The sequence below is a fragment of the Enterobacter sp. genome (genome assembly GCF_977039595.1).
The window spans coordinates 21531-43464 of the sequence record NZ_CDRQYH010000019.1 but is presented as its reverse complement, the minus strand read 5'-3'; the positions used below and the strand labels follow the sequence as shown (position 1 = coordinate 43464).

Genomic DNA, 21934 nt, shown 5'->3' with positions numbered 1-21934 from the left:
CTTCTGATTAACACACTAATAACACTGCCATTTTCAAAACTGGCACTGCCTTTGCAAAATCACCGTTACACCTGCGACGTAATGAAGAGAGGTTCGTGATGAAAATTGGCGTATTTGTACCCATCGGCAACAACGGCTGGCTTATCTCGACCACTGCACCGCAATACATGCCGACCTTTGAGCTCAATAAAGCCATCGTGCAGAAAGCGGAGCACTACCATTTCGACTTTGCGCTTTCGATGATCAAGCTGCGCGGCTTTGGCGGCAAAACCGAATTCTGGGATCACAACTTGGAGTCCTTCACTCTGATGGCTGGGCTGGCGGCAGTCACCTCGCGGATCCAGATCTACGCCACCGCCGCCACGCTTACCCTGCCCCCGGCGATCGTCGCGCGCATGGCCTCCACCATTGACTCCATTTCCGGCGGACGCTTTGGCGTCAACCTGGTTACCGGCTGGCAAAAACCCGAGTACGAGCAGATGGGGCTCTGGCCGGGTGACGATTACTTCTCGCGTCGCTACGACTACCTGACCGAATACGTGCAGGTTCTGCGCGATCTGTGGGGTACCGGCAAAAGCGATTTTAAGGGTGACTTCTTCACCATGAACGACTGTCGCGTCAGCCCGCAGCCGTCGGTGCCGATGAAGGTGATTTGCGCCGGACAGAGCGACGCGGGGATGGAATTCTCCGCCAAATACGCCGACTTCAACTTCTGCTTCGGTAAAGGCGTTAACACGCCTGCCGCCTTCGCCCCGACCGCCGCTCGCATGAAAGAGGCCGCCGACAAAACCGGGCGCGACGTGGGCTCCTACGTGCTGTTCATGGTGATAGCAGACGAAACCGACGACGCCGCGCGCGCGAAATGGGAGCGCTATAAGGACGGCGCCGACGAGGAGGCCCTGAGCTGGCTTACCGAGCAGAGCCAGAAGGATACCCGCTCCGGCGCAGACACAAACGTGCGCCAGATGGCCGACCCGACCTCTGCCGTCAATATCAACATGGGCACGCTGGTCGGCTCGTACGCCAGCGTCGCCAGAATGCTTGACGAAGTGGCGGCCGTGCCCGGTGCGGAAGGCGTCCTCCTGACCTTCGATGATTTCCTCACCGGCGTGGAAACCTTCGGCGAGCGCATCCAGCCGCTGATGCAGTGCCGCGCCCACGTTCCTGCCGTCACGAAGGAGGTGGCATAATGACGACCCTTAACGCACGCCCGGAAGCCATTACCTTCACGCCGGAGCAGAGCGCGCTGATCGTGGTGGACATGCAAAACGCCTACGCCAGCCAGGGCGGCTATCTGGACCTGGCGGGCTTCGACGTCTCCGCTACGCAGCCGGTGATCGCGAACATTAAAACCGCCGTCGCCGCCGCGCGCGCTGCGGGCATGCTCATCATCTGGTTCCAGAACGGCTGGGATGACCAGTACGTCGAGGCCGGTGGCCCCGGCTCGCCCAACTTCCACAAGTCGAACGCCCTGAAAACCATGCGTAAACGGCCCGAACTGCAGGGCAAGCTGCTGGCGAAAGGCGGCTGGGACTATCAGCTGGTGGATGAGCTGGTCCCGCAGGCGGGTGATATCGTCCTGCCCAAACCGCGCTACAGCGGCTTTTTCAACACGCCGCTCGACAGCCTGCTGCGCAGCCGGGGCATTCGCCACCTGGTCTTCACCGGCATTGCCACCAACGTCTGCGTGGAGTCGACCCTGCGCGACGGCTTTTTCCTCGAGTATTTTGGCGTGGTGCTGGAAGACGCGACCCATCAGGCCGGGCCGGAATTCGCCCAGAAGGCGGCCCTGTTCAATATCGAAACCTTTTTTGGCTGGGTCAGCAGCGTCACCGAGTTCTGCGACGCCCTGAATCCCCCGCTCGCCCGTATCGCCTGAGGAGACATCTGATGCCGAAATCCGTAATCATCCCGCCGGGCACCAGCACGCCCATCGCCCCGTTTGTCCCCGGCACCCTTGCCGACGGCGTGGTGTATGTCTCCGGCACGCTGCCGTTTGATAAAGACAACAACGTGGTGTTTATCAACGACCCAAAGGCGCAAACCCGCCACGTGCTGGAGACGATCAAAACCGTGATCGAAACGGCCGGTGGCACGATGGAGGACGTGACCTTCAACAGCATCTTTATCACCGACTGGAAAAACTACGCCGCGATTAACGAAATCTACGCCGAGTTCTTCCCCGGCGATAAGCCGGCCCGGTTCTGCATTCAGTGCGGCCTGGTGAAACCGGAGGCGCTGGTTGAGATCGCCACCGTTGCGCACATCGCGAAGTGAGGCGGCCATGAAACTCTCCGTCTCACCGTCCCCGTATGAGGGTGCACCCGTGGTGGTCCTTATTGCCGGTCTCGGCGGCAGCGGCAGCTACTGGCTGCCACAGCTGGCCGCGCTGGAGCCGGAATATCAGGTGGTGTGCTATGACCAGCGTGGAACGGGCAATAACCCCGACGTCCTGCCGGAAGGGTACAGCCTTGCAGAGATGGCGGACGAACTGGACCAGGCGCTGGCTGAGGCCGGAATTGCACGCTACAGCGTCGTCGGCCACGCGCTGGGGGCGCTGGTCGGCCTGCAGCTGGCCCTCGACAGGCCCGACGCCCTCACCGCGCTGGTGTGCGTCAACGGCTGGCTGACCCTCAATGCCCACACCCGCCGCTGCTTTCAGATCCGCGAGCGCCTGCTGCATTACGGTGGCCCACAGGCGTGGGTTGAGGCGCAGCCGCTGTTTCTCTACCCGGCAGACTGGATGGCCGCTCGCGCGCCCCGCCTGGAGGCCGAAGAAGCGCTGGCGCTGGCCCATTTTCAGGGAAAAGCCAACCTGCTGCACAGGCTCAGCGCTCTGAAAAAGGCCGACTTCAGCCGCCATGCGGCGCGCATCCGCTGCCCGGTCCAGATCATCTGTTCCGCCGACGACATGCTGGTGCCCTCTGTCTGCTCGTCTGAGCTGCAGGCAGCGATCCCGAACAGCCACAGCGCGGTGATGCGCCAGGGCGGGCATGCCTGCAACGTCACCGAGCCGGACGCCTTTAACACCCTGCTGCTGAACGGGCTGGCCAGCCTGCTGCACAGCCCTGAACCCGCTTTATAAGGAGCTTTAATGAGCGAAGCCATTACCCCCGCCGCGCTGGAAACGCTGTTCACCAGCGCCCGCACCCATAACGGCTGGCAGGATATTGCCGTCAGCGACGAGACGCTGCGCGAAATCTACGACCTGATGAAATGGGGGCCCACGTCCGCCAACTGCTCCCCGGCGCGGATTGTGTTTGTGCGAAGCGCTGAGGGAAAAGAGAAGCTGCGCCCGGCGCTCTCCAGCGGCAACCTGGAGAAAACGCTTACCGCTCCGGTCACGGCGATTGTCGCCTGGGACGGTGAATTCTACGAGCGCCTGCCTGAACTGTTCCCGCACGGCGATGCCCGAAGCTGGTTTACCGCAAGCCCCGCGCTGGCGGAAGAGACCGCCTTTCGCAACAGCTCGCTGCAGGCCGCCTACATGATTTTCGCCTGTCGCGCGCTGGGGCTGGACACCGGCCCGATGTCGGGCTTTGACCGCCAAAAGGTCGACGAGGCTTTTTTCACCGGCACGACGCTTAAAAGCAACCTGCTGATCAACATTGGCTACGGCGACCCGGGCAAACTTTACGGGCGCCTGCCGCGCCTGACCTTCGACGATGCCTGCGGGCTGGCGTAAGGAGCGATGATGACGACACCGGATAAACAAACCTTTCGCGATGCTATGGCCTGCGTTGGCGCGGCGGTGAATATCATCACCACCGACGGCCCGGCGGGGATGGCAGGCTTCACCGCCAGCGCGGTGTGCAGCGTCACGGATTCACCGCCCACCCTGCTGGTGTGCCTGAACCGCGGCGCGTCCGTCTGGCCGACGTTCAGCGAGAACCGCACCCTTTGCGTGAATACCCTGAGCGCCGGACAGGAGCCGCTCTCAAACCTGTTTGGCGGCAAAACGCCGATGGAAGAACGCTTCGCCGCCGCCCGCTGGCAAACGGGCGACACGGGCTGTCCGCGCCTGGAGGAGGCGCTGGCCTCGTTTGACTGCCGGATCAGCCAGGTGGTGAGCGTCGGTACGCACGACATTCTTTTTTGCGACATCGTTTCGATTATTCGCCACCCCGCGCCGCAAGGCCTGGTGTGGTTTGACCGCGGCTACCACGCGCTTATGCGACCCGCCTGTTAACCCGCTTTAAGGAGACAGATCATGTTCGGATTTCCCCACTGGCAGTTGAAATCGACCTCCACAGAAGCTGGCGTGGTCGCGCCGGATGAACGACTCCCGCTCGGGCAGACGATGGTGATGGGCGTCCAGCACGCGGTCGCCATGTTTGGCGCCACGGTATTGATGCCGATGCTGATGGGACTGGATCCCAACCTCTCTATTCTGATGTCGGGTATCGGTACCCTGCTGTTCTTTTTTGTCACCGGCGGGCGCGTGCCCAGCTATCTGGGATCAAGCGCCGCCTTTGTCGGCGTGGTGATCGCCACCACCGGGTTTAACGGCCAGGGAATCAACCCCAACCTGAGCGTGGCCCTCGGCGGCATCATCGCCTGCGGTCTGGTGTATACCCTGATAGGTCTGGTGGTAATGAAGATCGGCACGCGCTGGATCGAACGTATGATGCCTCCAGTCGTCACCGGCGCCGTGGTGATGGCGATTGGCCTGAACCTTGCGCCGATTGCGGTGAAAAGCGTCTCCGGCTCGCCGTTTGAAAGCTGGATGGCCGTCGTGACCGTGCTGTGCATCGGCCTGGTGGCGGTGTTTACGCGAGGCATGATCCAGCGGCTGCTGATCCTGGTCGGGCTGATTGTTGCCTGTCTGGTGTATGCCCTGCTGGCGAACGTTTTTGGTCTCGGCAAGCCGGTTGATTTTACGCTGCTGCATCAGGCCGCCTGGTTCGGTCTGCCGAAGGTGACCTCGCCCACCTTTAACACCCAGGCGATGATGCTTATCGCACCGGTGGCGGTGATCCTGGTGGCGGAAAATCTGGGCCACCTGAAGGCGGTCGCGGGGATGACCGGGCGCAGTATGGATCCGTACATGGGCCGCGCTTTCGTCGGCGACGGGCTGGCGACCATGCTCTCCGGTTCCGTGGGCGGCAGCGGCGTCACCACCTATGCCGAAAACATCGGCGTGATGGCGGTAACCAAAGTCTATTCGACGCTGGTCTTTGTCGCGGCGGCGGTGATGGCGATGCTGCTCGGCTTCTCGCCGAAGTTCGGCGCGCTGATCCACACCATTCCGTCACCGGTCATCGGCGGGGCCTCAATCGTGGTGTTTGGGCTGATCGCCGTGGCCGGCGCGCGTATCTGGGTGCAGCATCGGGTCGATCTCAGCCAGAACGGCAACCTGATTATGGTGGCCGTCACGCTGGTGCTGGGCGCAGGCGATTTTGCCCTGACGCTGGGCGGGTTTACGATCGGCGGGATTGGCACCGCGACCTTCGGCGCGATCCTGCTTAACGCCCTGCTGAGCCGCCGGATGGCCGCTGCGCCGCAGGGCGAGGTGGTACATCAGGATTCGTGATTTAACGTCGCGCTGTCATCTTCTGGCAGCGCGTTTTTCTTCCGCTTGAGCTTCAGCTCGCTCACCAGCACCCCGGCGACAATAAACGCCGCGCCCACCAGGGCCAGCAGCGGCAAACGCTCGCCGGCGAGTCGCCCGAAAATGCCTGCCCAGACCGGCTCACCGGTGTAGATCACCGTTGCCCGCGTCGGCGAGACACTGCGCTGCGCCCAGTTCATGGTGACCTGGATAATGGCGCTGAAGATACCCAGCCCCAGTGCGACTACCACCAGACCGGTGGACATCTGCGGCACGGACTCCCCTGCCGGAACCATCGTCGCAAAGGCCACCAGCGACGCCGTCGCGAGCTGCACCACCGTTACGCGTTTGACGTCGACCTTGCCCGCCCAGGCGCTAATTAGAATAATCTCCGCCGCAATGGCGATCGCCCCAATCAGGGTAATGATTTCGCCCGGCCCCAGCGCCAGCAGGTTATTTTCCGGCCCGGCCAGCAAAATCAGACCGATAAACGCCAGCACGATGCCAATACAGGACATCAGCCCCGGCAGCCGACCCAGGCACAGCCACTGCAGCAGCGGCACCAGGGGCACATACATGGCGGTGATAAATGCGGATTTGCTGCTGGAGATGGTCTGCAATCCCCACGTTTGCAGGCTGTAGCCCATCGCTATCGCCACCCCAATCGCCACGCCGGCCTTAAGCTCTTTCAGCGTCAGCCCCCTCAGCGTTTTAAGCGAAATTAGCCCCACGGCAAGCGCCGCCGTCGCAAAGCGCAGGCCAACAAAAAAGAACGGATCGCTGAGTGTCACCGCGTACTGAACGGCCAGAAACGTCCCGCCCCAGAACATGGTGATGAGAATGAGGATGGCTTCCTGCGGTTTAACGGAGAATTTGAAGCGTGAGACAGACATGCGGCACCAGAAAGAGAAAACAATTCTGTAGTGTGCGTTGCCTTTGGTTACAGTTCAATGTTGCAGAAATAAAAAACCGCCGGGAGATCCCGGCGGCAGAGGTTCAACCCGGCATATTACTTACTGCTGCCGTGGCTGTTTTTACCCCCTTTTTTACCAGCTTCTGATGCGCGCTGAGGGTCATTTTTAAAATTGCCCCCGCTGTGCTGGCCACCTTTACGACCTGCTTCTGATGCTCTTTCACGGTCTTCAGCGAAATTACCTGAACCACCACGATGGTTTGCCATCTCTAACCTCCAGAGTGTGAAACATTAGACATCATATTGCATTCAGTAAAAGAGGATTCTTTCACCTCGCGGCGCAAGGACGACGCCTCAATCTGTGCCGCGTGAAACTAAGCTTAGTGGACTGAGGCTGTCCGGCAAGCCAGAGGTAATATCCTGCAACATGATCTCAGTCTTTCGGGTGAGATGACGCGGCGTGGATGCATAAGCCATTCTTATCATTTTAAAAATCCGCGCCTGGAAAGTTGTATCATTTTGCTACAAAGCCATTTTTCTACTCATGTTGTTATAAATCAAATAAATGGCGTTCATTTTTGCAGTCTGGCCGTGATGGCATATCTTTAAAAGAGCGCAGCGATCCGCTGTCAGAGAAACCAACGAGGAGTGAAGCAAAATGGCAAAAGTTCTGGTGCTCTATTATTCCATGTATGGACACATTGAAACCATGGCTCACGCGGTAGCAGAAGGTGCAAACAGGGTTGACGGCGTTGAGGTTGTGGTGAAACGCGTACCGGAAACCATGCAGGCGGAAGCCTTCCTGAAAGCCGGGGGGAAAACGCAAAACGCCCCGGTCGCCACCCCGCAGGAGCTGGCGGATTATGATGCCATTATCTTCGGCACCCCGACCCGCTTCGGCAATATGTCAGGCCAGATGCGCACCTTCCTCGATCAAACCGGCGGACTTTGGGCATCCGGGGCGCTCTACGGCAAACTCGCCAGCGTGTTCAGCTCTACCGGCACCGGCGGCGGTCAGGAGCAGACGATTACCTCAACCTGGACTACCCTTGCTCATCACGGGATGGTGATTGTGCCAATTGGCTACGGCGCGCAGGAGCTGTTTGACATTTCCCAGGTGCGTGGCGGTACGCCGTACGGCGCAACCACCATTGCCGGTGGGGATGGCTCACGTCAGCCAAGCAATGAAGAACTGTCTATCGCCCGCTATCAGGGTGAATACGTCGCGGGTCTGGCCAAAAAACTGAACGGCTAACACCCAACAGGAGGACAAGCATGCCAACTCAAGAATCCAAAGCTCACCACGTGGGCGAATGGGCAAGTTTACGCAACACCTCTCCGGAGATTGCCGAAGCTATCTTTGAAGTCGCGAAATACGATGAAAAGCTGGCCGAGCAGATTTGGGAGGAAGGTAACGATGAGGTGCTGGTGCGCGCCTTCGAAAAAACGGATAAAGACTCGCTCTTCTGGGGCGAGCAAACCATCGAACGTAAAAACGTCTAAGCGTTTCCCCCCGCCGCAGCGGGGGGTTCTCTTTTACTTCGCCGCGTTATTCATCACCGCATTGAATTTGTCGACAGGACAGAAGCCGTTCGCATCTACCGGGCAGCCTTTCAGCTCCAGCGTCACGCGCTGTGCAGGCGACTGCAGCGACAGCACGCTGGCGTTGCGCAGCTGCTCTGAGCTCTGATAGACATACTCAATTTTCATCAACTCCTGGTTGGCATTTTTGTCATGCCAGCGCTGGAAGACAATCTTGCCGCCAATCGGGGTGCGTTCCTGCTGGTCGTGCAGCTGATACGGTTTGAAATCCAGGGCCGTCAGCAGGGAAGCAATGTTCGAGTCATGTCCCACCAGCAGGGTGATCTTAGGCGCTTTAGCCTGGTCGGTGACCAGCGTTTTATCGATATATTTCACCAGCGGCTTCGCTACGTTTTGCGCCACCTCGGTTGAGGTAAACAGCGAGTCCTGATAGCCGTTCTTCAGCTTCGACAGCACGCGCCACTGCTGGTCGGTTTTGATTTCTCCCCAGGCCACCTGGTCAGCCGGGAAGCCTTCGTAATACTGTAGCGTAAACGCGTCCACCAGCGAGTTACCCACCTTCAGCGGCCCGGATACGCCAGGCTCTTTTTCATAGTCGGCGCTGAAGGTATCTTTTGCGTCCGCCAGAGAGCAGACTTTTTTCTCTTTGCAGGACGGCGAATCGGCGTAGTTCGTCATCTGCTCAAGCAGCTTATAGCTTTCGCCAAGCTGCATTTTCTGCCGCTCGGTCTCCATCGCCTTGAGCGCTTTTTCGCGGAATTCCGGCGTGTTATCGGTAATCACCGGGTTGAACGTCGGGTCCATGGTGCCCATTTTTTCCTGATGGTGCACGGGCACATCGCAGCCCGGGAACGCGCCGGTAATGAAGAACTGCGCGGTGGCGACGGTACGCTGCAGGCTGTTGGCGTAAGCATAAACGCTATCCGCCGCTGGACATTCTCCCGTCTTCACCATCCCCTGCTGCGCCAGCCACTCGCGCATATAATGGCCCATATAGACTTCCAGCACGCCACCCTTGGTGGTGAGCTGACCGCCCGGCACCTCCCACTCCGGCCACTGCTTCGGCGTGGACTGCTCCAGCACGCTGCCGTTATTAGCGAGCGGCGCGCGCAGGTTATGGCGACTCATGATTAAAACTTGCTCCAGCTGATACCCTTCCGGCGTCTCTTGCGCCTGCACGCCAAACGTTGCTGAAATGGAACCGGCGACTGCCAGCGCGAGTAGTGCTTTTCTCATCCCTAATTCCTCACTCGTTTTAAAATGTCGCGTTCAGTGTGACAGATTCGTGACAATTTTCCGGGAAGCATTTCTCAAACTGATGATTAACATGCTTACGACGCGTGCAGATTAGTTTTATAATAAAACCACACCCCACCGGAGAATTCGCTGTGAAACGTACCCGCCTTGAAGAGAGCACCTGCCCCGTCGCCCGTTCGCTGGATATTATAGGCGACTGGTGGTCGCTGCTGATTGTTCGCGACGCGCTACGCGGGATTAAACGCTTCGGCGAGTTCCAGAAAAGCCTCGGTATCGCAAAAAATATGCTGACTACGCGGCTAAAACTGCTGGTCGACGAGGGCATCCTCCGGCTTCAGCCTGCGTCTGAAGGCAGCGCCTGGCAGGAGTATGTCCTGACCGATAAAGGGCGCGCCCTGCAAACGGTGCTGGTTGCCCTCTCCCAGTGGGGCAACGAGTTTTTGTTCGCGGAAAACGAATACGGCACCGTGCTGGTCGATACCGAACAGCGCAAACCCCTGCGTAAACTGGCGCTTATCGCCGACGACGGGCGCGAACTGACGCCTGAAGAGATCGTGGCTAAACCCCCCTCCTGACCGTTCCCGACGGCAAAAGCACAAAATGCTCGCAAATATGGTTGCATTATAAAACCAAATAGCAGAGAGTTTATTCAGTTTCATATTGAAACCAAATAACCCACTCTGCTTTGAGGTAACACACGATGACTACGCAAATCACAACAGCCCTGATTACGGGTGCCTCTTCCGGGATCGGTGCCGTCTATGCTGATCGACTTGCCGCGCGCGGCGCTAACCTGGTGCTGGTCGCCCGTCGCGAGGATCGCCTGAAAATCCTCGCCGCCGACCTTCGCGCGCGCTATGGCGTGGCCGTCGATATTCTGGTTGCCGATCTCACCGATGAAGCCGGGATCCGCGCCGTGGAAGAAGAGCTGCGCAGCAATACCGCCATTGATACGCTCGTTAACAACGCGGGCACCGCGCAGATGGCACCGTTCCTCGCGGGCGAGGTGGCGCAGCATCAGGCCATCAATACCCTGAACACTACGGCGCTGATGCGTCTGACCTACGCCATCCTGCCGCGCCTGGCGCAGAACAATCGCGGCACGCTGATCAATATCGCGTCCGTGCTGGCCCTGCACGTCCGGGCGGGCAGCGCGCTTTACAGCGCCACCAAGGCGTGGGTATTGAGCTTTACACGTGGGTTACAGGAAGAATTTGCCGACAGCAACGTGCGCATTCAGGCCGTACTGCCTGCCGCCACGGCGACTGAAATCTGGAGCCATTCAGGCGTCACGGTGGACGATCTGCCGGAAGGATCGGTGATGACCACCGACAACATGGTGGATGCGTCGCTGGCGGGTCTGGATCAGGGTGAACCGATCACCATCCCGCCGATGCATGACGCCGCCCTGTGGGATCGCTACGAAGCGGCGCGTCTTGAGCTGTTCAACAGCGCGCGCACCGGCATTCCGGCGCCGCGCTACGTAAAACAATAGCCTAACGCTGAAGCTGGTCGCCGTACTCACTCATCCAGGCGGCCAGCGGGGAGAGTGCGTCCTGCAGGGTTAACCCCAGCGCGGTGATCTGATACTCCACGCGCGGCGGGATCTCCGGGTAGACCGTCCGCGTCACCAGCCCGCGCTGCTCAAACAGGCGCAGCTGCTTAGTCAGCTCTTTCTGCGTGATGGGGGCAGCCGCCCGCAGCAGATCGCCAAAGCGTACGGGCGTATTAAAGACAATCAGGCGATAGAGAATGGGGATCGCCCACTTACCGGAAATCAGGTTCACAAACTGCGTCATCGGGCAGGTATACGCCTCAGATTTTTTTTCACAGCACACCTCCAGCATTTCTGCCATAGCACACCTCTTGCCTCTTTAGTATCCATTTGGTACCTGGTTTCCTTTCGATACTAACGTTTCTATAGTGCTTTCTCCAGTGACATTTCAGGAGATGAATATGGGTCGTTTAACAGATAAATATACGCTGATTACCGGCGGCACCAGCGGCATCGGTCTCGCCACCGCGCAGGCGTTTATCGCCGAAGGCGCGCGCGTCGCCGTGACCGGGCGTAACCCGGACACCCTCGCCGAAGCAGAACGTATTCTTGGCGATAAGGCCTGGGTGATCCCAACCGATGCGGGCGATATCTCGTCGCAAAAAGCCCTGGCGGAAACCCTCGCCGCCCTCTGGCCGCGCCTGGACGCGGTGTTTCTCAACGCCGGCGACGTAACGCACGCGCCGCTGGAAGAGTGGCGGGAAGAGACCTGGGATCGCCTGATGGGCATCAACCTGAAGGGACCGTTCTTTTTGATTCAGGCGCTGCTGCCGCTGCTGAATAATCCGTCGTCGGTGATCCTCTGCGGCTCCGTGAGCGCGCGCATCGGCCTGCCCACCAGCAGCGTGTATGCCGCGAGCAAGGCCGCACTGCTGTCGCTGGCGCGCACGCTCTCGGCGGAACTGCTGCCGCGCGGGATACGCGTCAACGGCCTGAGCCCCGGTCCGGTGGAGACCCCGGCGTTTACCAAAACGGGCTTAAGCGACGAGGCGCTTAACGCGATGATGGCGGAAATCATCAAGATGGTGCCGCTCGGCAGAATGGGCTCAACGGCGGAGCTGGCAAAAGCCGCGCTCTATCTGGCGTCCGACGAGTCGAGCTACACGGTAGGAACGGAGCTGCTGGTGGACGGCGGAATGGGGAGCCTGTAACTCAAAAGGCGCTGATGCCGGTGACCGCGCCGACATACAGCGCCGCCCACGCGCAGGCGGAAAGCAGGCTGACGAGGTAGACCCTGACTGCATTCAGCCTGAGCATGCCCGCCGCCAGCGGCACAATGTAACGCAGCACCGCCAGAAAACGCGACGTAAACAGCACGATGACGCCGTTCTTTTGCAGCTGATGCTGTACCCGTAAAAACGTAGCGGCATGCTTTGAGGTGAAACGCGTGACCAGCCGGGTGTGCCCCATCATCTGCCCTAAGTGGTAGTTCAGCACCGATCCCGCCGTTGCCCCCATCACTACGGCCAGCCATGCCAACGCAGGATGCATGCTCCCCTGGCTGACGGTAATGCCCGCCAGCAGCATCACCGACGCGGGCGGCAGCACGGAGGAGATCAGCACCGTCGATTTACTCAGCGCCATCACAAATAACAGCGCGAAAAGATGTGCCGGATACAGCGCAAAATGATTCAGCAGATTATCAAGCCACGCCATTTTCTCTCCTCCGTTAATTATTTAATCCTCCATTTAAAATGAATAAACCTAAATAAACCCTCAACGCTTTATTAATAATATTTATCTAAACCGTTCTTAAACATTATTTAATTTCCTGAGCGGTAAATTTAAACAGGCGTATTATTTCCCTCGTTTTACAACGATCTCGTTATGGCGAGGCTCCTGTACAAATACACGTTATCGCTCTGGTAGGTTCGAGAGAACCGGCACAGGGTAAAACAGGCACTGTCGAATCAAGGCTTTGTCAGTATAACTTCCCTCACGGGATACGGTGTACAGTGCTGAACCCAGGACGTGGGGATCTCCTCTTCGACATGCCCTGTCTTGCTCGCCCCTGAGAGATGTTATTATTCAAAGGGAATTCACTATGTCTTACGCTATTCACAACCAAAACCTGGCATTCAATGACAGCGCTGTCGCGCAATATATGAATACCGATTTTATTGTCCTTGATATTTCATTATGCGTGGCGTTGGCGCGCGAGCAATTCTTCGAAAAATTAAAAGACGACGATATTCCGTCTCATATTTTTATTGAAGACAATGGTCGCCTGGCGGGCATGATTGCCGTGCGTAAATTGCTGCAAACCGCCGACACGGTCCAGCCGGTGAAATCGCTGATGATTTCGCAGTTTTTGCAGGTCAAACCGGAGGATGAACGTGCCGACGTTGCCGGACTGCTGGCGCACGGCGGCGCGGATGTGGTGCCTGTGGTCACCCACGGTAAGCTCGTCGGCTGCCTGACGGAGCGCGAAATCGCCCATCTGCTGGAAGATGACGTCACCGAAGACGCCCAGCTTCAGGGGGCGACGCTACCGCTGGAGAAGCCCTATCTGGATACCAGTCCGTATAGCCTGTGGAAGAAACGCTCCGTCTGGCTGCTGCTGCTTTTTGTCGCAGAAGCCTACACCAGCTCGGTGATCCAGCATTTCGAAGAGGCGCTGGAGTCCGCCATCGCGCTGGCGTTCTTTATTCCACTGCTGATCGGCACGGGCGGCAACAGCGGGACGCAGATCACCTCCACGCTGGTGCGCGCCATGGCGCTGGGAGAAGTCCGTCTGCGCGACGTTGGCCGCGTGCTGCGTAAAGAGATGACCACCTCGCTGATGATTGCCGCCACGCTCGGTATCGCAGGGTGTATCCGCGCCTGGATGATGGGGATTGGGCTGGAGATTACACTCATCGTCAGCCTGACGCTGGTGTGCATTACGCTCTGGAGTGCAATTGTGTCGTCCGTCATTCCGATGGTGCTCAAGCGCTGCGGCATTGACCCGGCTGTCGTCTCCGCGCCGTTTATTGCGACGCTTATCGACGGTACCGGGCTGATTATCTACTTTAAGATCGCGCAATATACGCTGGGGCTGGAGTAACGCGGTCCGCCAGCTGGATCACCGCTCGCGAAAACGCCTCAATCGCCAGGGCGACATCTTCAGCCATCACCGATTCCGCCGGATGGTGGCTGACACCTCCTTTGCAGCGCACAAACAACATGCCGACCGGCCAGCGTTCCGCGATGGCAATCGCATCATGGCCCGCACCGCTGGGTAGCGATAGCGAGCGACCCTGTACCGATTTGACCGCCTCCTCCAGCACGTTTTGCAGGTGGGTATCGCACGGCGTGGCGGCAATGCGGTAAAACTCCTCGGCGCTGAAGTCCAGATTGCGGCGCGATGCGATCGCCTGCGCATGCTCCAGCAGCTCGTTAAGCAACCGATCCAGCGGCGCATCCTGCGGGCCGCGAATATCCAGCGAGAGCTGAACCTCGCCGGGGATCACGTTCACCGCCCCCGGCAGGCAGCGCAGTTCGCCAACCGTCGCCACCAGGTTTCCGCCCTGCTGTCGGGTAGCGTTTTCAATGATGACCATCCACTCGGCGGCGGCGGCCAGCGCATCCCTGCGGTGGTGCATCGGCACGGTTCCCGCGTGCCCGGCCTCGCCGGTAAACCGGCAGTTCAGACGACGCGCGCCGTTAATGGCTTGCACCACGCCCAGGGCGAGCGCCTCCTGCTCAAGGCACGGCCCCTGCTCAATATGCAGCTCCAGATAGGCGCTGAAATCCACCTGACGGCGCGCGGCATGCAACACGCGGGCAGGATCGAGCCCCACCAGGGTCATCGCCTGCGCCACGCTGATTCCGCTGGCGTCGGCTTTCTCCAGCCAGCCCTGCGGCCAGGTGCCGGTGATGCCCCGGCTGCCTAACAGCGTAATGCCGAAGCGGGTACCCTCTTCGTCGCAAAAGCCGACAATCTCGATGGCCTGCGCCAGATGCACACCCTGCTGGCGCAGGCTGTCCACCACCTCAATGGCGGCAAGCACGCCGAGCATGCCGTCGTAGCGCCCGGCATTGCGCACGGTATCGAGATGCGAGCCGAGCAGCACCGCCTGCGCCCCCTCCTGCTGGCCTTCATAGCGTCCGCAGATATTGCCCACGCTGTCCTGCCAGACGGTCATGCCCGCCTGGCACATCCACTCTCCGATCAGCTGGTTAGCCTGCAGATGCTGCGTGGAGAGATAGACTCGCGTCAGGCCGTCCGGGGTTTCGCTGATGGCGGCCAGCGCGTCGGCGCGCGCCATCACCCGCTCTGCCGCCGGGCTCATTGCGGCGTCTCGCGGCGATAGTGGTCCCACGCGGCCTGCATGGCGGCCCCCTGCGTGGTGGAGAATTTCAGGTAGTTCAGCACCGACTCCAGCGCGCTCAGGGTGGTCATCACGCAGTCCTTGCGTGCGTTGTAGCCCATGGTGCCAATGCGCCAAACTTTGCCGTGCAGCGGGCCAAACGAGGTGCCGATTTCAATCCCGAAATCCTCCAGCATCAGCTTACGCACCTGGTCACCGTTGATGCCCTGCGGGATCACCACGCCCAGCACGTTGTTCATCTTGTGTTTCAGGTCGCCGAAGGTCTCCAGCCCCATCGCCTGAATGCCCTTCAGCAGCGCATCGCCGTGCAGCCTGTGGCGAGCGATGCCGTTATCCAGCCCCTCCTGCAGGATCAGACGCGCGCACTCGCGGGCGCCAAACAGCGCGGTGGTGGCTTCGGTGTGGTGGTTAAGACGTTCCGGCCCCCAGTAGTCCATCACCATGCCGAGATCGAAGTAGTTGGAGTAGATCATCTCCTCGTCGCCGTCGCGGTGGGCGTCGGTGCGTATGCCTTCCTCAACGCATTTGCGGCGGCGGATCGCCTCCTCCATGCGCGCGCTCAGGGTGATCGGCGAGGTGCCCGACGGGCCGCCGAGGCATTTCTGCATCCCGGCAGAGACGGCATCCAGCCCCCAGGCATCGGTTTCCAGCGCGTTACCGCCGAGCGACGCGGTGGCATCGGTGTAAAACAGCACGTCGTAGCGGCGGCAGATCGCGCCCAGCTCGGCGAGCGGCTGCAGCATGGTGGTGGAGGTGTCGCCCTGCACGGTCAGCAGCAGGCGCGGACGAATACGCTTAATCGCATCCTCGACCTGATCCGGGGTAAACACCTCGCCCCACGGCACCTCGATGGTATGCACCTCCGCGCGGCAGCGGCGGGCAATTTCGCACAGCAGGTGGCCAAAGCGGCCAAAGACCGGCACCAGCACCTTATCTCCCGGGCGGATGGCGGAGACCAGAATGGCTTCAATCCCCGCGCGGGAGGTACCGTCCACCAGCATCGTCCAGCGGTTTTCGGTGCGGAATACCCCGCGATAAAGCGCCATCACCTCGTTCATGTAGTGGGTCATGGCCGGATCGTACTGCCCGATCAGCTGGCTCGACATGGCGCGCAGCACGCGCGGGTCGGCGTTGATCGGGCCCGGCCCCATCAGCAGGCGCTGCGGCGGGTTGATTTGCGGAAAGTGTGCGATATCCATTGTTAAGTCCTTATCAGTTGAGGCCGCGCACGGAGGAGATGAACTGCTTCAGTTCCGTGGTCTGCGGGTTGGCGAACAGCGTTTTGCTGTCGCCCTGCTCCCAGACTTTCCCCTGGTGCATAAACACCACGCGGTCGCCCACTTCGCGGGCAAAATTCATTTCATGGGTAACCAGTATGAGCGTCATCCCCTCGGCCGCCAGCTGCTCCAGAACTTTGAGCACTTCGCCCACCAGCTCCGGGTCGAGCGCGGAGGTGATCTCATCGCAGAGCAATACTTTCGGCGACATCGCCAGCGCGCGGGCAATCGCCACGCGCTGCTGCTGGCCGCCGGAGAGGCTCGACGGGTAGTAATCCAGACGATCGCCGAGGCCAACCTTCTCCAGCATGCGCTGCGCCAGCTCGCGGCATTCGGCGGCGCTTTTCTTCAGCACCCGACGCGGGGCGAGCATCACGTTTTCCAGCGCCGTCATGTGCGGGAACAGGTTGAAGCTCTGGAACACCATCCCCACCGAGCGGCTGATTTCACGCGCCTGGGAATCCCGGTCGGTAATGGTCATGCCGCCCAGCTTGATGCTGCCGTCCTGATAGCCTTCCAGACCGTTAATGCAGCGCAGCAGCGTGCTTTTGCCCGATCCGCTGCGCCCGATAATGGAGATCACCTGGCCCATGTCGATATCCAGATCGACGCCCTTGAGCACGTGGTTATCGCCGTAGTACTTCTGCACCTGATTAATGGTGATGAGAGGCATTGAATTTCGTCTCCAGATAGCGGCTGTAGCGCGACAGCGGATAACACAGAATAAAGTAGCCGAGCGCCACCAGCGCAAAGACCTTAAACGGCTGATAGGTCACGTTGGTCAGCATGGTCCCGGCCTTGGTCAGCTCGACAAAACCGATAATCGACGCCAGCGCGGTGCCTTTGATCACCTGCACGGCAAAGCCGACCGTCGGCGCAATGCCGATGCGCAGCGCCTGCGGGGCGACGACGCGAAACAGGGTCTGGCCGAAGGTCAGACCCAGACAGCGCGACGCTTCCCACTGCCCCTTCGGTAAAGCGCGAATGCAGCCGTTCCAGATATCGAGCAGAAACGCGCTGGTGTAAAACGTCAGCGCCAGCGATGCGGCGGTCCACGGCGAGACGTCGATGCCGAACAGCGCCACGCCGAAGAAGGCTAGGAACAGCTGCATCAGCAGCGGCGTGCCCTGAAACAGCTCAATATAGCCGCGGATAATGCGCTTCACCGTGCGCCCGCCCGTCAGGCGCAGCAGCAGGAGCGGCAGCGTTACCACCGCCCCGCCGACGAACGCCACCAGCGACAGCAGCACCGTCCAGCGTCCGGCCAGCAGCAGGTTGCGAATAATGTCCCAGTCGGTAAAGGTGGTCATCATGCCTGCACCCCCAGCCATTTGCGTCCTGCCGCCATCATCAGCTGGCGCAGGGTTATCGACAGCGCCAGGTAAATCCCGGTTGTCACCAGATAAACCTCAAAGCTCAAAAACGTTCTGGACTGGATCAGGTTGGCGGCGAAGGTCAGCTCTTCATAGGAGACCTGCGACACCACCGACGAGCCGAGCATCACGATGATGCACTGGCTCACCAGCGCCGGGTAAATGCGCTGCAGCGCGGGCGGCAGCACCACGCGAATAAAGGTCTGCAGGCGGGTGAGCCCCAGCACGCGTCCGGCTTCCCACTGCCCTTTCGGCGTGACCTGAATGCCCGCGCGGATAATCTCGGTGCTGTAGGCGCCCAGGTTTACCACCATGGCCAGCAGCGCCGCTTCACCCGCCGTCATCTTCAGGCCAAGATTTGGCAGGCCGAAGACAATGAAAAACAGCTGTACCACAAACGGCGTGTTGCGGATGATCTCCACGTAGCCGCCCCAGATCCGGCTGAACCAGGTCGTGCGTCCGCTGCGGATCGCCGCCCCGAAAATCCCTATCGCCAGCCCGCCGACGGTCGCCATCACCGTCAGTTGAACGGTGACCCACAGCCCTGCCAGCAGCTCCGGCCAGTGCGGCCAGAGCGCGGAGAAATCAAGTTGCTCAGTCATCGGCTCAGGCGCCAAGGTTTGCCGGCAGCGGGGCCTTCAGCCATTGCTCAGACAGGCCGTTCAGCGTGCCGTCCTTGATGCCCTGCTCAATCAGCGCATCCACTTTTGCCTTCAGAGCCGGTTCGTTTTTCTTCAGGCCAATAAAGCACGGCGAATCTTTCAGCATAAAGCTCGGCACCGGGGCTTTATCCGCGTTCTGGCGCGAAATGGCCGCCACCACGAGGTTACCGGTTGCCACGTACTGCACCTGCCCCGACAGGTAAGCGGAGAGCGTGGTGTTATTGTCTTCGTAGCGTTTCACGTCCGCGTCTTTCGGCGCCAGTCCAGTCAGCACCATGTCCTCCACCGCCCCGCGCGTCACGCCGATGGTTTTTCCGCTCAGCGCGGCGGCGTCCTTCAGCTCGGCCCCTTTTGGACCAAACACGCCAAGGAAGAACGGCGCATAGGCGCGGCTGAAGTCGATCACCTTCTCGCGCTCCGGGTTTTTACCGAGGCTGGAAATGACCAGGTCCACCTTATCAGTTTGCAGGTACGGCACGCGGTTGGCGCTGGTCACCGGCACCAGCTGCAGCTTGAGCTTCATCTGTTTGGCGAGATAGCGCGCCATATCGATGTCGTACCCCTGGGGCTGCAGATCGGTCCCCACCGAGCCAAACGGCGGGAAGTCCTGCGGAACGGCAATACGGATAGTGCCGCGCTTCTCGATATCCTGTAGCTGGTCAGCCTTTGCCGGCAGCTGCGTGAAGAGGCATGCTGCCCCGGCCAGTGCAATCAACAATTTTTTCATGGTGCTTCCCCGTAACGTTAACATGAAACAAAAGATTCTTTGAATGTGATTTTGCAACTAATGCGCCAGATAAGGCGAAGCGGGAAATATTCTTGTAAAGCCTGATAAAACGCGGACGGGGCGGAAATGCTCTCCATTTTCGCCCCGCCATTACGCACCATTTTAATGCAAAGCACCAGCCTGATGCCCCATTATCGTTGTTCGAGCTCGTCCAGCTGCTGATAGAGGGAGGCAATCTCGTGAATGCGCGGACGGCCTTTATCGAGGATCTCATGCAGGAAGGCGTTCGCCAGCAGGTTGATCAGACTGTTAACCGAGGAATAGCTGTCATAGGCCGAGACGCTATCCAGCGGGGCGCAGAGCTGCCAGCTGGCGAGCGGAAACAGGCTGTGGGCCTGCGGCTCGCACATCAGCAGCACCGGAATACCGCTGCTCTGAAGCTGCTGCATCAGCGGGCGGATAATGCGCGGACGGCGGCGGAAGGCCATCATGACCACCAGATCGTCCGGCGTTAAGTCCACCAGCTCCTCGCTCAGGCTCTGCCCCGGCTGCGGCAGGACCAGCACCTGACCGCGCGCCTGCAGCAGCTGCTGGCGCAGGTGGAGCGCCGCCGGATAGGCGTTACGCATGCCGATAATCACGATCCGCCGCGCCTTCACCATGCAGGCCAGGGCGTCGGCAAACTGCTGCGCGTCGAGGGCATTGATCCACTGGGTCAGGTTCGCCATCTCCTGCTTGTAGTGGCGTGCCAGCAGCGTGTTGCCCTGGACCGCGTCGCGGTTATCGGTGAGCGGCATCCCGCTCTGGCGCAGGGTGCGCAGCTCTTCGCGCATGTCCTTATATTTCTCATAGCCCAGACGCTTAAACAGACGGCTCACCGTGGCTTTCGATACCCCGCTCAGCTGCGCCAGCTCGGCGCTGTTGTAGCTAATAAGATCGTCAAAATGATCAAAAATAAAGTCCGCCACCCGCTGCTCCTGCGGCGACAGCGACGGGTATTGTGCTTTCAGACGTTCATCCAGTTGTTCCATAGCGCCTCTGTAACTTTTGTTTCATTACATTTTGGTTTTCATTCTACCTTTCATTATACGTGCCAGTTTACTGAAACTTTTCTTTCAGAACTGGAACAGCTTTTGCAGCGCCTTGTGACTTTCAGGGTTACGAGGACTCTTCATGCAAAGTAATGTCTCCACACACGGTATGGCGGTTGCGCCCCACCACCTCGCCAGCCAGAGCGCGCTGACGGTGCTACGCGAAGGCGGCAGCGCGATAGAAGCGATGGTCGCGGCGGCGGCCACCATCGCCGTGGTTTACCCGCATATGAACGGGCTGGGCGGCGATGGCTTCTGGCTTATCGTGCCGCCGGAAGGCGACCCCATCGCCATTGACGCCAGCGGCGCGGCGGGATCGCACGCGACGCTGGCCGCCTACGATGGGCTCACGCAGATCCCCCATCGCGGACCGCAGGCGGCGCTAACCGTCGCCGGCACGGTCAGCGGCTGGGACGAGGCGCTGAAGGTTTCCCGTGAGATGACCGGCAAGTCGCTGCCGCTGGCCCGCCTGCTGGCCGACGCTATTGACTACGCGCAGAACGGCACGCCGGTCACGGCCTCTCAGGCTCACGCCACTGCCAGCAAGTTCGACGAGCTGAAGGATGTGCCGGGCTTCGCGGAAACCTGGCTGGTCGACGGCAAGCCGCCGCAGGCCGGGAGCCGCTTTTACCAGCCCGCCATGGCTACAACCCTGAGGCGCCTGGCGGAAGACGGTCTTGACAGTTTTTATCGCGGCCCGCTGGCGGACGTGCTGGCGCACGGCATGGAGACGCTAGGCCTGCCCGTTACGCTGGCCGATTTACACGCCCACGCTGCCCGGCGCACCGCGCCGCTGACGCTGCAGCATCAGCAGGGGGAGATCTTTAACCACGCCCCGCCGACGCAGGGGCTGGTCTCGCTGGCGATACTCGGCATCACCGACCGACTGAACATGGCGGAGGCCGACGACGCCGAAACCCTTCACCGCATCGTTGAAGCCACCAAGCTGGCCTTTGGCCTGCGTGATGCCCACATCACCGACCCGCGCGAGCTGAAAACCGATATTCAGGATCTGCTGGATCCCGCCGCCCTGCAGGCGCTTGCCAACAGGGTTGACGACGGCCGGGCCGCACCGTGGGGAACCGGAAAAGGCCCCGGCGATACGGTGTGGATGGGGGTGATGGACAGCAGCGGGCTTGCCGTGTCGTTTATCCAGAGCATTTATCACGAGTTCGGCAGCGGCGTGGTGCTGCCCGATACCGGCATCGTCTGGCAGAACCGAGGGGCATCATTCAGCCTCGATCCCGCCCATCTTCTGGCCCTCGCGCCGGGCAAACAGCCGTTCCACACCCTGAACCCGGCGGCGGCGCGTCTGAAGGACGGTCGCGTGATGGTCTACGGATCGATGGGCGGCGACGGACAGCCGCAGACCCAGGCCGCGATCTTTACCCGCTACGCGATTCAGGACGTGCCTTTACAGGAGAGCATTTCCCGCCCGCGCTGGCTGCTGGGGCGCACCTGGGGACAAACCTCGGACACCTTAAAGCTTGAAGGACGTTTTTCACCCGAGACGGTCGTGCGCCTGCGGGCACTCGGTCACGAGGTGGAGCTTTTCCCTGACTTTAGTGAAGCCATGGGCCACGCGGGCGCGATTGTCCGCCACCCCAACGGGCTGTTCGAAGGGGCATTTGACCCGCGCAGCAACGGCGCGGCCGCCGGATTCTGAGGAGAAA

26 protein-coding genes and 1 riboswitch are annotated in these 21934 nt (G+C 60.3%); of the genes, 14 read left to right on the top strand and 12 right to left on the bottom strand.

The window, feature by feature from the left end; genetic code table 11:
* Window positions 1-98 precede the first annotated feature (98 nt).
* From rutA to rutG, 7 genes are read left to right on the top strand one after another with little or no spacing between them, the layout of a single operon-like run.
* Window positions 99-1190, top strand: coding sequence for a pyrimidine utilization protein A (gene rutA / locus ACWYRJ_RS08400; RefSeq protein WP_111964494.1), 1092 nt, complete (start codon window positions 99-101; stop codon window positions 1188-1190).
* Window positions 1190-1879 (top strand): pyrimidine utilization protein B, encoded by a 690-nt coding sequence (rutB, locus tag ACWYRJ_RS08395; protein WP_115874698.1) that lies wholly within the window; start codon window positions 1190-1192, stop codon window positions 1877-1879. Before rutA ends, rutB begins: the two co-directional genes overlap by 1 nt.
* A gap of 11 nt (window positions 1880-1890) precedes the next feature.
* Window positions 1891-2277: a pyrimidine utilization protein C gene (gene rutC, locus ACWYRJ_RS08390; protein ID WP_010429508.1), complete on the top strand. Its 387-nt coding sequence runs from the start codon at window positions 1891-1893 to the stop codon at window positions 2275-2277.
* Window positions 2278-2284: 7 nt separating this feature from the next.
* Window positions 2285-3085: a pyrimidine utilization protein D gene (gene rutD, locus ACWYRJ_RS08385; protein WP_455507721.1), complete on the top strand. Its 801-nt coding sequence runs from the start codon at window positions 2285-2287 to the stop codon at window positions 3083-3085.
* 9 nt (window positions 3086-3094) lie between these two features.
* Window positions 3095-3685 carry a malonic semialdehyde reductase gene (locus tag ACWYRJ_RS08380; protein WP_223581819.1) on the top strand — a complete coding sequence of 197 codons (591 nt, stop codon included), beginning with the start codon at window positions 3095-3097 and terminating at the stop codon, window positions 3683-3685.
* A gap of 9 nt (window positions 3686-3694) precedes the next feature.
* Entirely contained in the window at window positions 3695-4189 is a 495-nt protein-coding gene (gene rutF / locus ACWYRJ_RS08375; protein WP_111964498.1) for an NADH-dependent FMN reductase RutF, read from the top strand.
* Between the two features lie 21 nt (window positions 4190-4210).
* Entirely contained in the window at window positions 4211-5533 is a 1323-nt protein-coding gene (gene rutG, locus ACWYRJ_RS08370) for a pyrimidine utilization transport protein G (RefSeq protein ID WP_149366310.1), read from the top strand.
* Here the strand turns inward: rutG and ACWYRJ_RS08365 are convergent.
* Together ACWYRJ_RS08365 and ACWYRJ_RS08360 are read right to left on the bottom strand one after the other, a co-directional pair.
* Window positions 5521-6444 carry a DMT family transporter gene (locus tag ACWYRJ_RS08365; protein WP_133294141.1) on the bottom strand — a complete coding sequence of 308 codons (924 nt, stop codon included), beginning with the start codon at window positions 6442-6444 and terminating at the stop codon, window positions 5521-5523. The two genes, rutG and ACWYRJ_RS08365, sit on opposite strands and share 13 nt — an antisense overlap.
* A gap of 116 nt (window positions 6445-6560) precedes the next feature.
* On the bottom strand, window positions 6561-6731 hold the full coding sequence (locus ACWYRJ_RS08360; RefSeq protein WP_023311077.1) for a con-10 family general stress protein: 171 nt from the start codon (window positions 6729-6731) through the stop codon (window positions 6561-6563).
* 391 nt (window positions 6732-7122) lie between these two features.
* Between ACWYRJ_RS08360 and wrbA the strand changes: the two genes are divergently transcribed.
* Together wrbA and ACWYRJ_RS08350 are read left to right on the top strand one after the other, a co-directional pair.
* Entirely contained in the window at window positions 7123-7719 is a 597-nt protein-coding gene (wrbA, locus tag ACWYRJ_RS08355) for an NAD(P)H:quinone oxidoreductase (protein ID WP_023311076.1), read from the top strand.
* A 20-nt stretch (window positions 7720-7739) separates the two neighbouring features.
* Entirely contained in the window at window positions 7740-7967 is a 228-nt protein-coding gene (locus ACWYRJ_RS08350) for a YccJ family protein (RefSeq protein ID WP_008499832.1), read from the top strand.
* A gap of 33 nt (window positions 7968-8000) precedes the next feature.
* On the opposite strand, the gene agp is transcribed toward ACWYRJ_RS08350, so the two are convergent.
* The gene (gene agp / locus ACWYRJ_RS08345; RefSeq protein ID WP_249575929.1) at window positions 8001-9242 is read right to left on the bottom strand and encodes a bifunctional glucose-1-phosphatase/inositol phosphatase; all 1242 of its coding nucleotides are present in this window, start codon (window positions 9240-9242) and stop codon (window positions 8001-8003) included.
* A 152-nt stretch (window positions 9243-9394) separates the two neighbouring features.
* Between agp and ACWYRJ_RS08340 the strand changes: the two genes are divergently transcribed.
* Window positions 9395-9838, top strand: coding sequence for a winged helix-turn-helix transcriptional regulator (locus ACWYRJ_RS08340; RefSeq protein WP_455507720.1), 444 nt, complete (start codon window positions 9395-9397; stop codon window positions 9836-9838).
* A gap of 125 nt (window positions 9839-9963) precedes the next feature.
* Entirely contained in the window at window positions 9964-10758 is a 795-nt protein-coding gene (locus tag ACWYRJ_RS08335; protein WP_249575930.1) for an SDR family NAD(P)-dependent oxidoreductase, read from the top strand.
* 1 nt (window position 10759) lies between these two features.
* Here the strand turns inward: ACWYRJ_RS08335 and ACWYRJ_RS08330 are convergent, their stop codons facing one another.
* Window positions 10760-11119 (bottom strand): winged helix-turn-helix transcriptional regulator, encoded by a 360-nt coding sequence (locus ACWYRJ_RS08330; protein ID WP_223581811.1) that lies wholly within the window; start codon window positions 11117-11119, stop codon window positions 10760-10762.
* Window positions 11120-11219: 100 nt separating this feature from the next.
* Between ACWYRJ_RS08330 and ACWYRJ_RS08325 the strand changes: the two genes are divergently transcribed.
* Window positions 11220-11969, top strand: coding sequence for an SDR family oxidoreductase (locus tag ACWYRJ_RS08325; RefSeq protein ID WP_455507719.1), 750 nt, complete (start codon window positions 11220-11222; stop codon window positions 11967-11969).
* 1 nt (window position 11970) lies between these two features.
* On the opposite strand, the gene ACWYRJ_RS08320 is transcribed toward ACWYRJ_RS08325, so the two are convergent.
* Window positions 11971-12474, bottom strand: coding sequence for a DedA family protein (locus tag ACWYRJ_RS08320; protein WP_455507718.1), 504 nt, complete (start codon window positions 12472-12474; stop codon window positions 11971-11973).
* Between the two features lie 158 nt (window positions 12475-12632).
* Window positions 12633-12802, top strand: a riboswitch (M-box (ykoK) riboswitch).
* 60 nt (window positions 12803-12862) lie between these two features.
* Between ACWYRJ_RS08320 and ACWYRJ_RS08315 the strand changes: the two genes are divergently transcribed.
* On the top strand, window positions 12863-13864 hold the full coding sequence (locus ACWYRJ_RS08315; RefSeq protein ID WP_111964506.1) for a magnesium transporter: 1002 nt from the start codon (window positions 12863-12865) through the stop codon (window positions 13862-13864).
* Here ACWYRJ_RS08315 and hpxK read toward each other — a convergent pair.
* The 7 genes from hpxK to hpxU all read right to left on the bottom strand — a co-directional run bounded on the left by hpxK (window position 13830) and on the right by hpxU (window position 20201).
* On the bottom strand, window positions 13830-15092 hold the full coding sequence (gene hpxK / locus ACWYRJ_RS08310) for an allantoate amidohydrolase (protein ID WP_455507717.1): 1263 nt from the start codon (window positions 15090-15092) through the stop codon (window positions 13830-13832). The genes ACWYRJ_RS08315 and hpxK overlap by 35 nt on opposite strands.
* Window positions 15089-16330, bottom strand: a complete 1242-nt coding sequence (locus ACWYRJ_RS08305; RefSeq protein WP_115874686.1) for a pyridoxal-phosphate-dependent aminotransferase family protein — start codon at window positions 16328-16330, stop codon at window positions 15089-15091. The genes hpxK and ACWYRJ_RS08305 overlap by 4 nt, the downstream gene beginning before the upstream one ends.
* A gap of 13 nt (window positions 16331-16343) precedes the next feature.
* Window positions 16344-17081: an amino acid ABC transporter ATP-binding protein gene (locus tag ACWYRJ_RS08300; RefSeq protein WP_008499843.1), complete on the bottom strand. Its 738-nt coding sequence runs from the start codon at window positions 17079-17081 to the stop codon at window positions 16344-16346.
* A complete protein-coding gene (locus ACWYRJ_RS08295) occupies window positions 17062-17718 on the bottom strand; it encodes an amino acid ABC transporter permease (protein ID WP_168708008.1) in 657 nt (218 codons plus the stop codon). Before ACWYRJ_RS08295 ends, ACWYRJ_RS08300 begins: the two co-directional genes overlap by 20 nt.
* Complete coding sequence (locus ACWYRJ_RS08290) at window positions 17718-18383, bottom strand: amino acid ABC transporter permease (RefSeq protein ID WP_111964571.1); 666 nt, start codon at window positions 18381-18383, stop codon at window positions 17718-17720. The genes ACWYRJ_RS08295 and ACWYRJ_RS08290 overlap by 1 nt, the downstream gene beginning before the upstream one ends.
* Before the next feature lie 4 nt (window positions 18384-18387).
* Window positions 18388-19170, bottom strand: a complete 783-nt coding sequence (locus ACWYRJ_RS08285) for a transporter substrate-binding domain-containing protein (RefSeq protein WP_023311064.1) — start codon at window positions 19168-19170, stop codon at window positions 18388-18390.
* Window positions 19171-19361: 191 nt separating this feature from the next.
* Window positions 19362-20201 (bottom strand): MurR/RpiR family transcriptional regulator HpxU, encoded by an 840-nt coding sequence (gene hpxU, locus ACWYRJ_RS08280; RefSeq protein ID WP_455507716.1) that lies wholly within the window; start codon window positions 20199-20201, stop codon window positions 19362-19364.
* A 142-nt stretch (window positions 20202-20343) separates the two neighbouring features.
* Here hpxU and hpxW point away from each other — a divergent pair, with 142 nt between their 5' ends.
* Window positions 20344-21927 (top strand): oxamate amidohydrolase, encoded by a 1584-nt coding sequence (gene hpxW, locus ACWYRJ_RS08275; protein ID WP_455507715.1) that lies wholly within the window; start codon window positions 20344-20346, stop codon window positions 21925-21927.
* The last annotated feature ends 7 nt before the right edge of the window (window positions 21928-21934 follow it).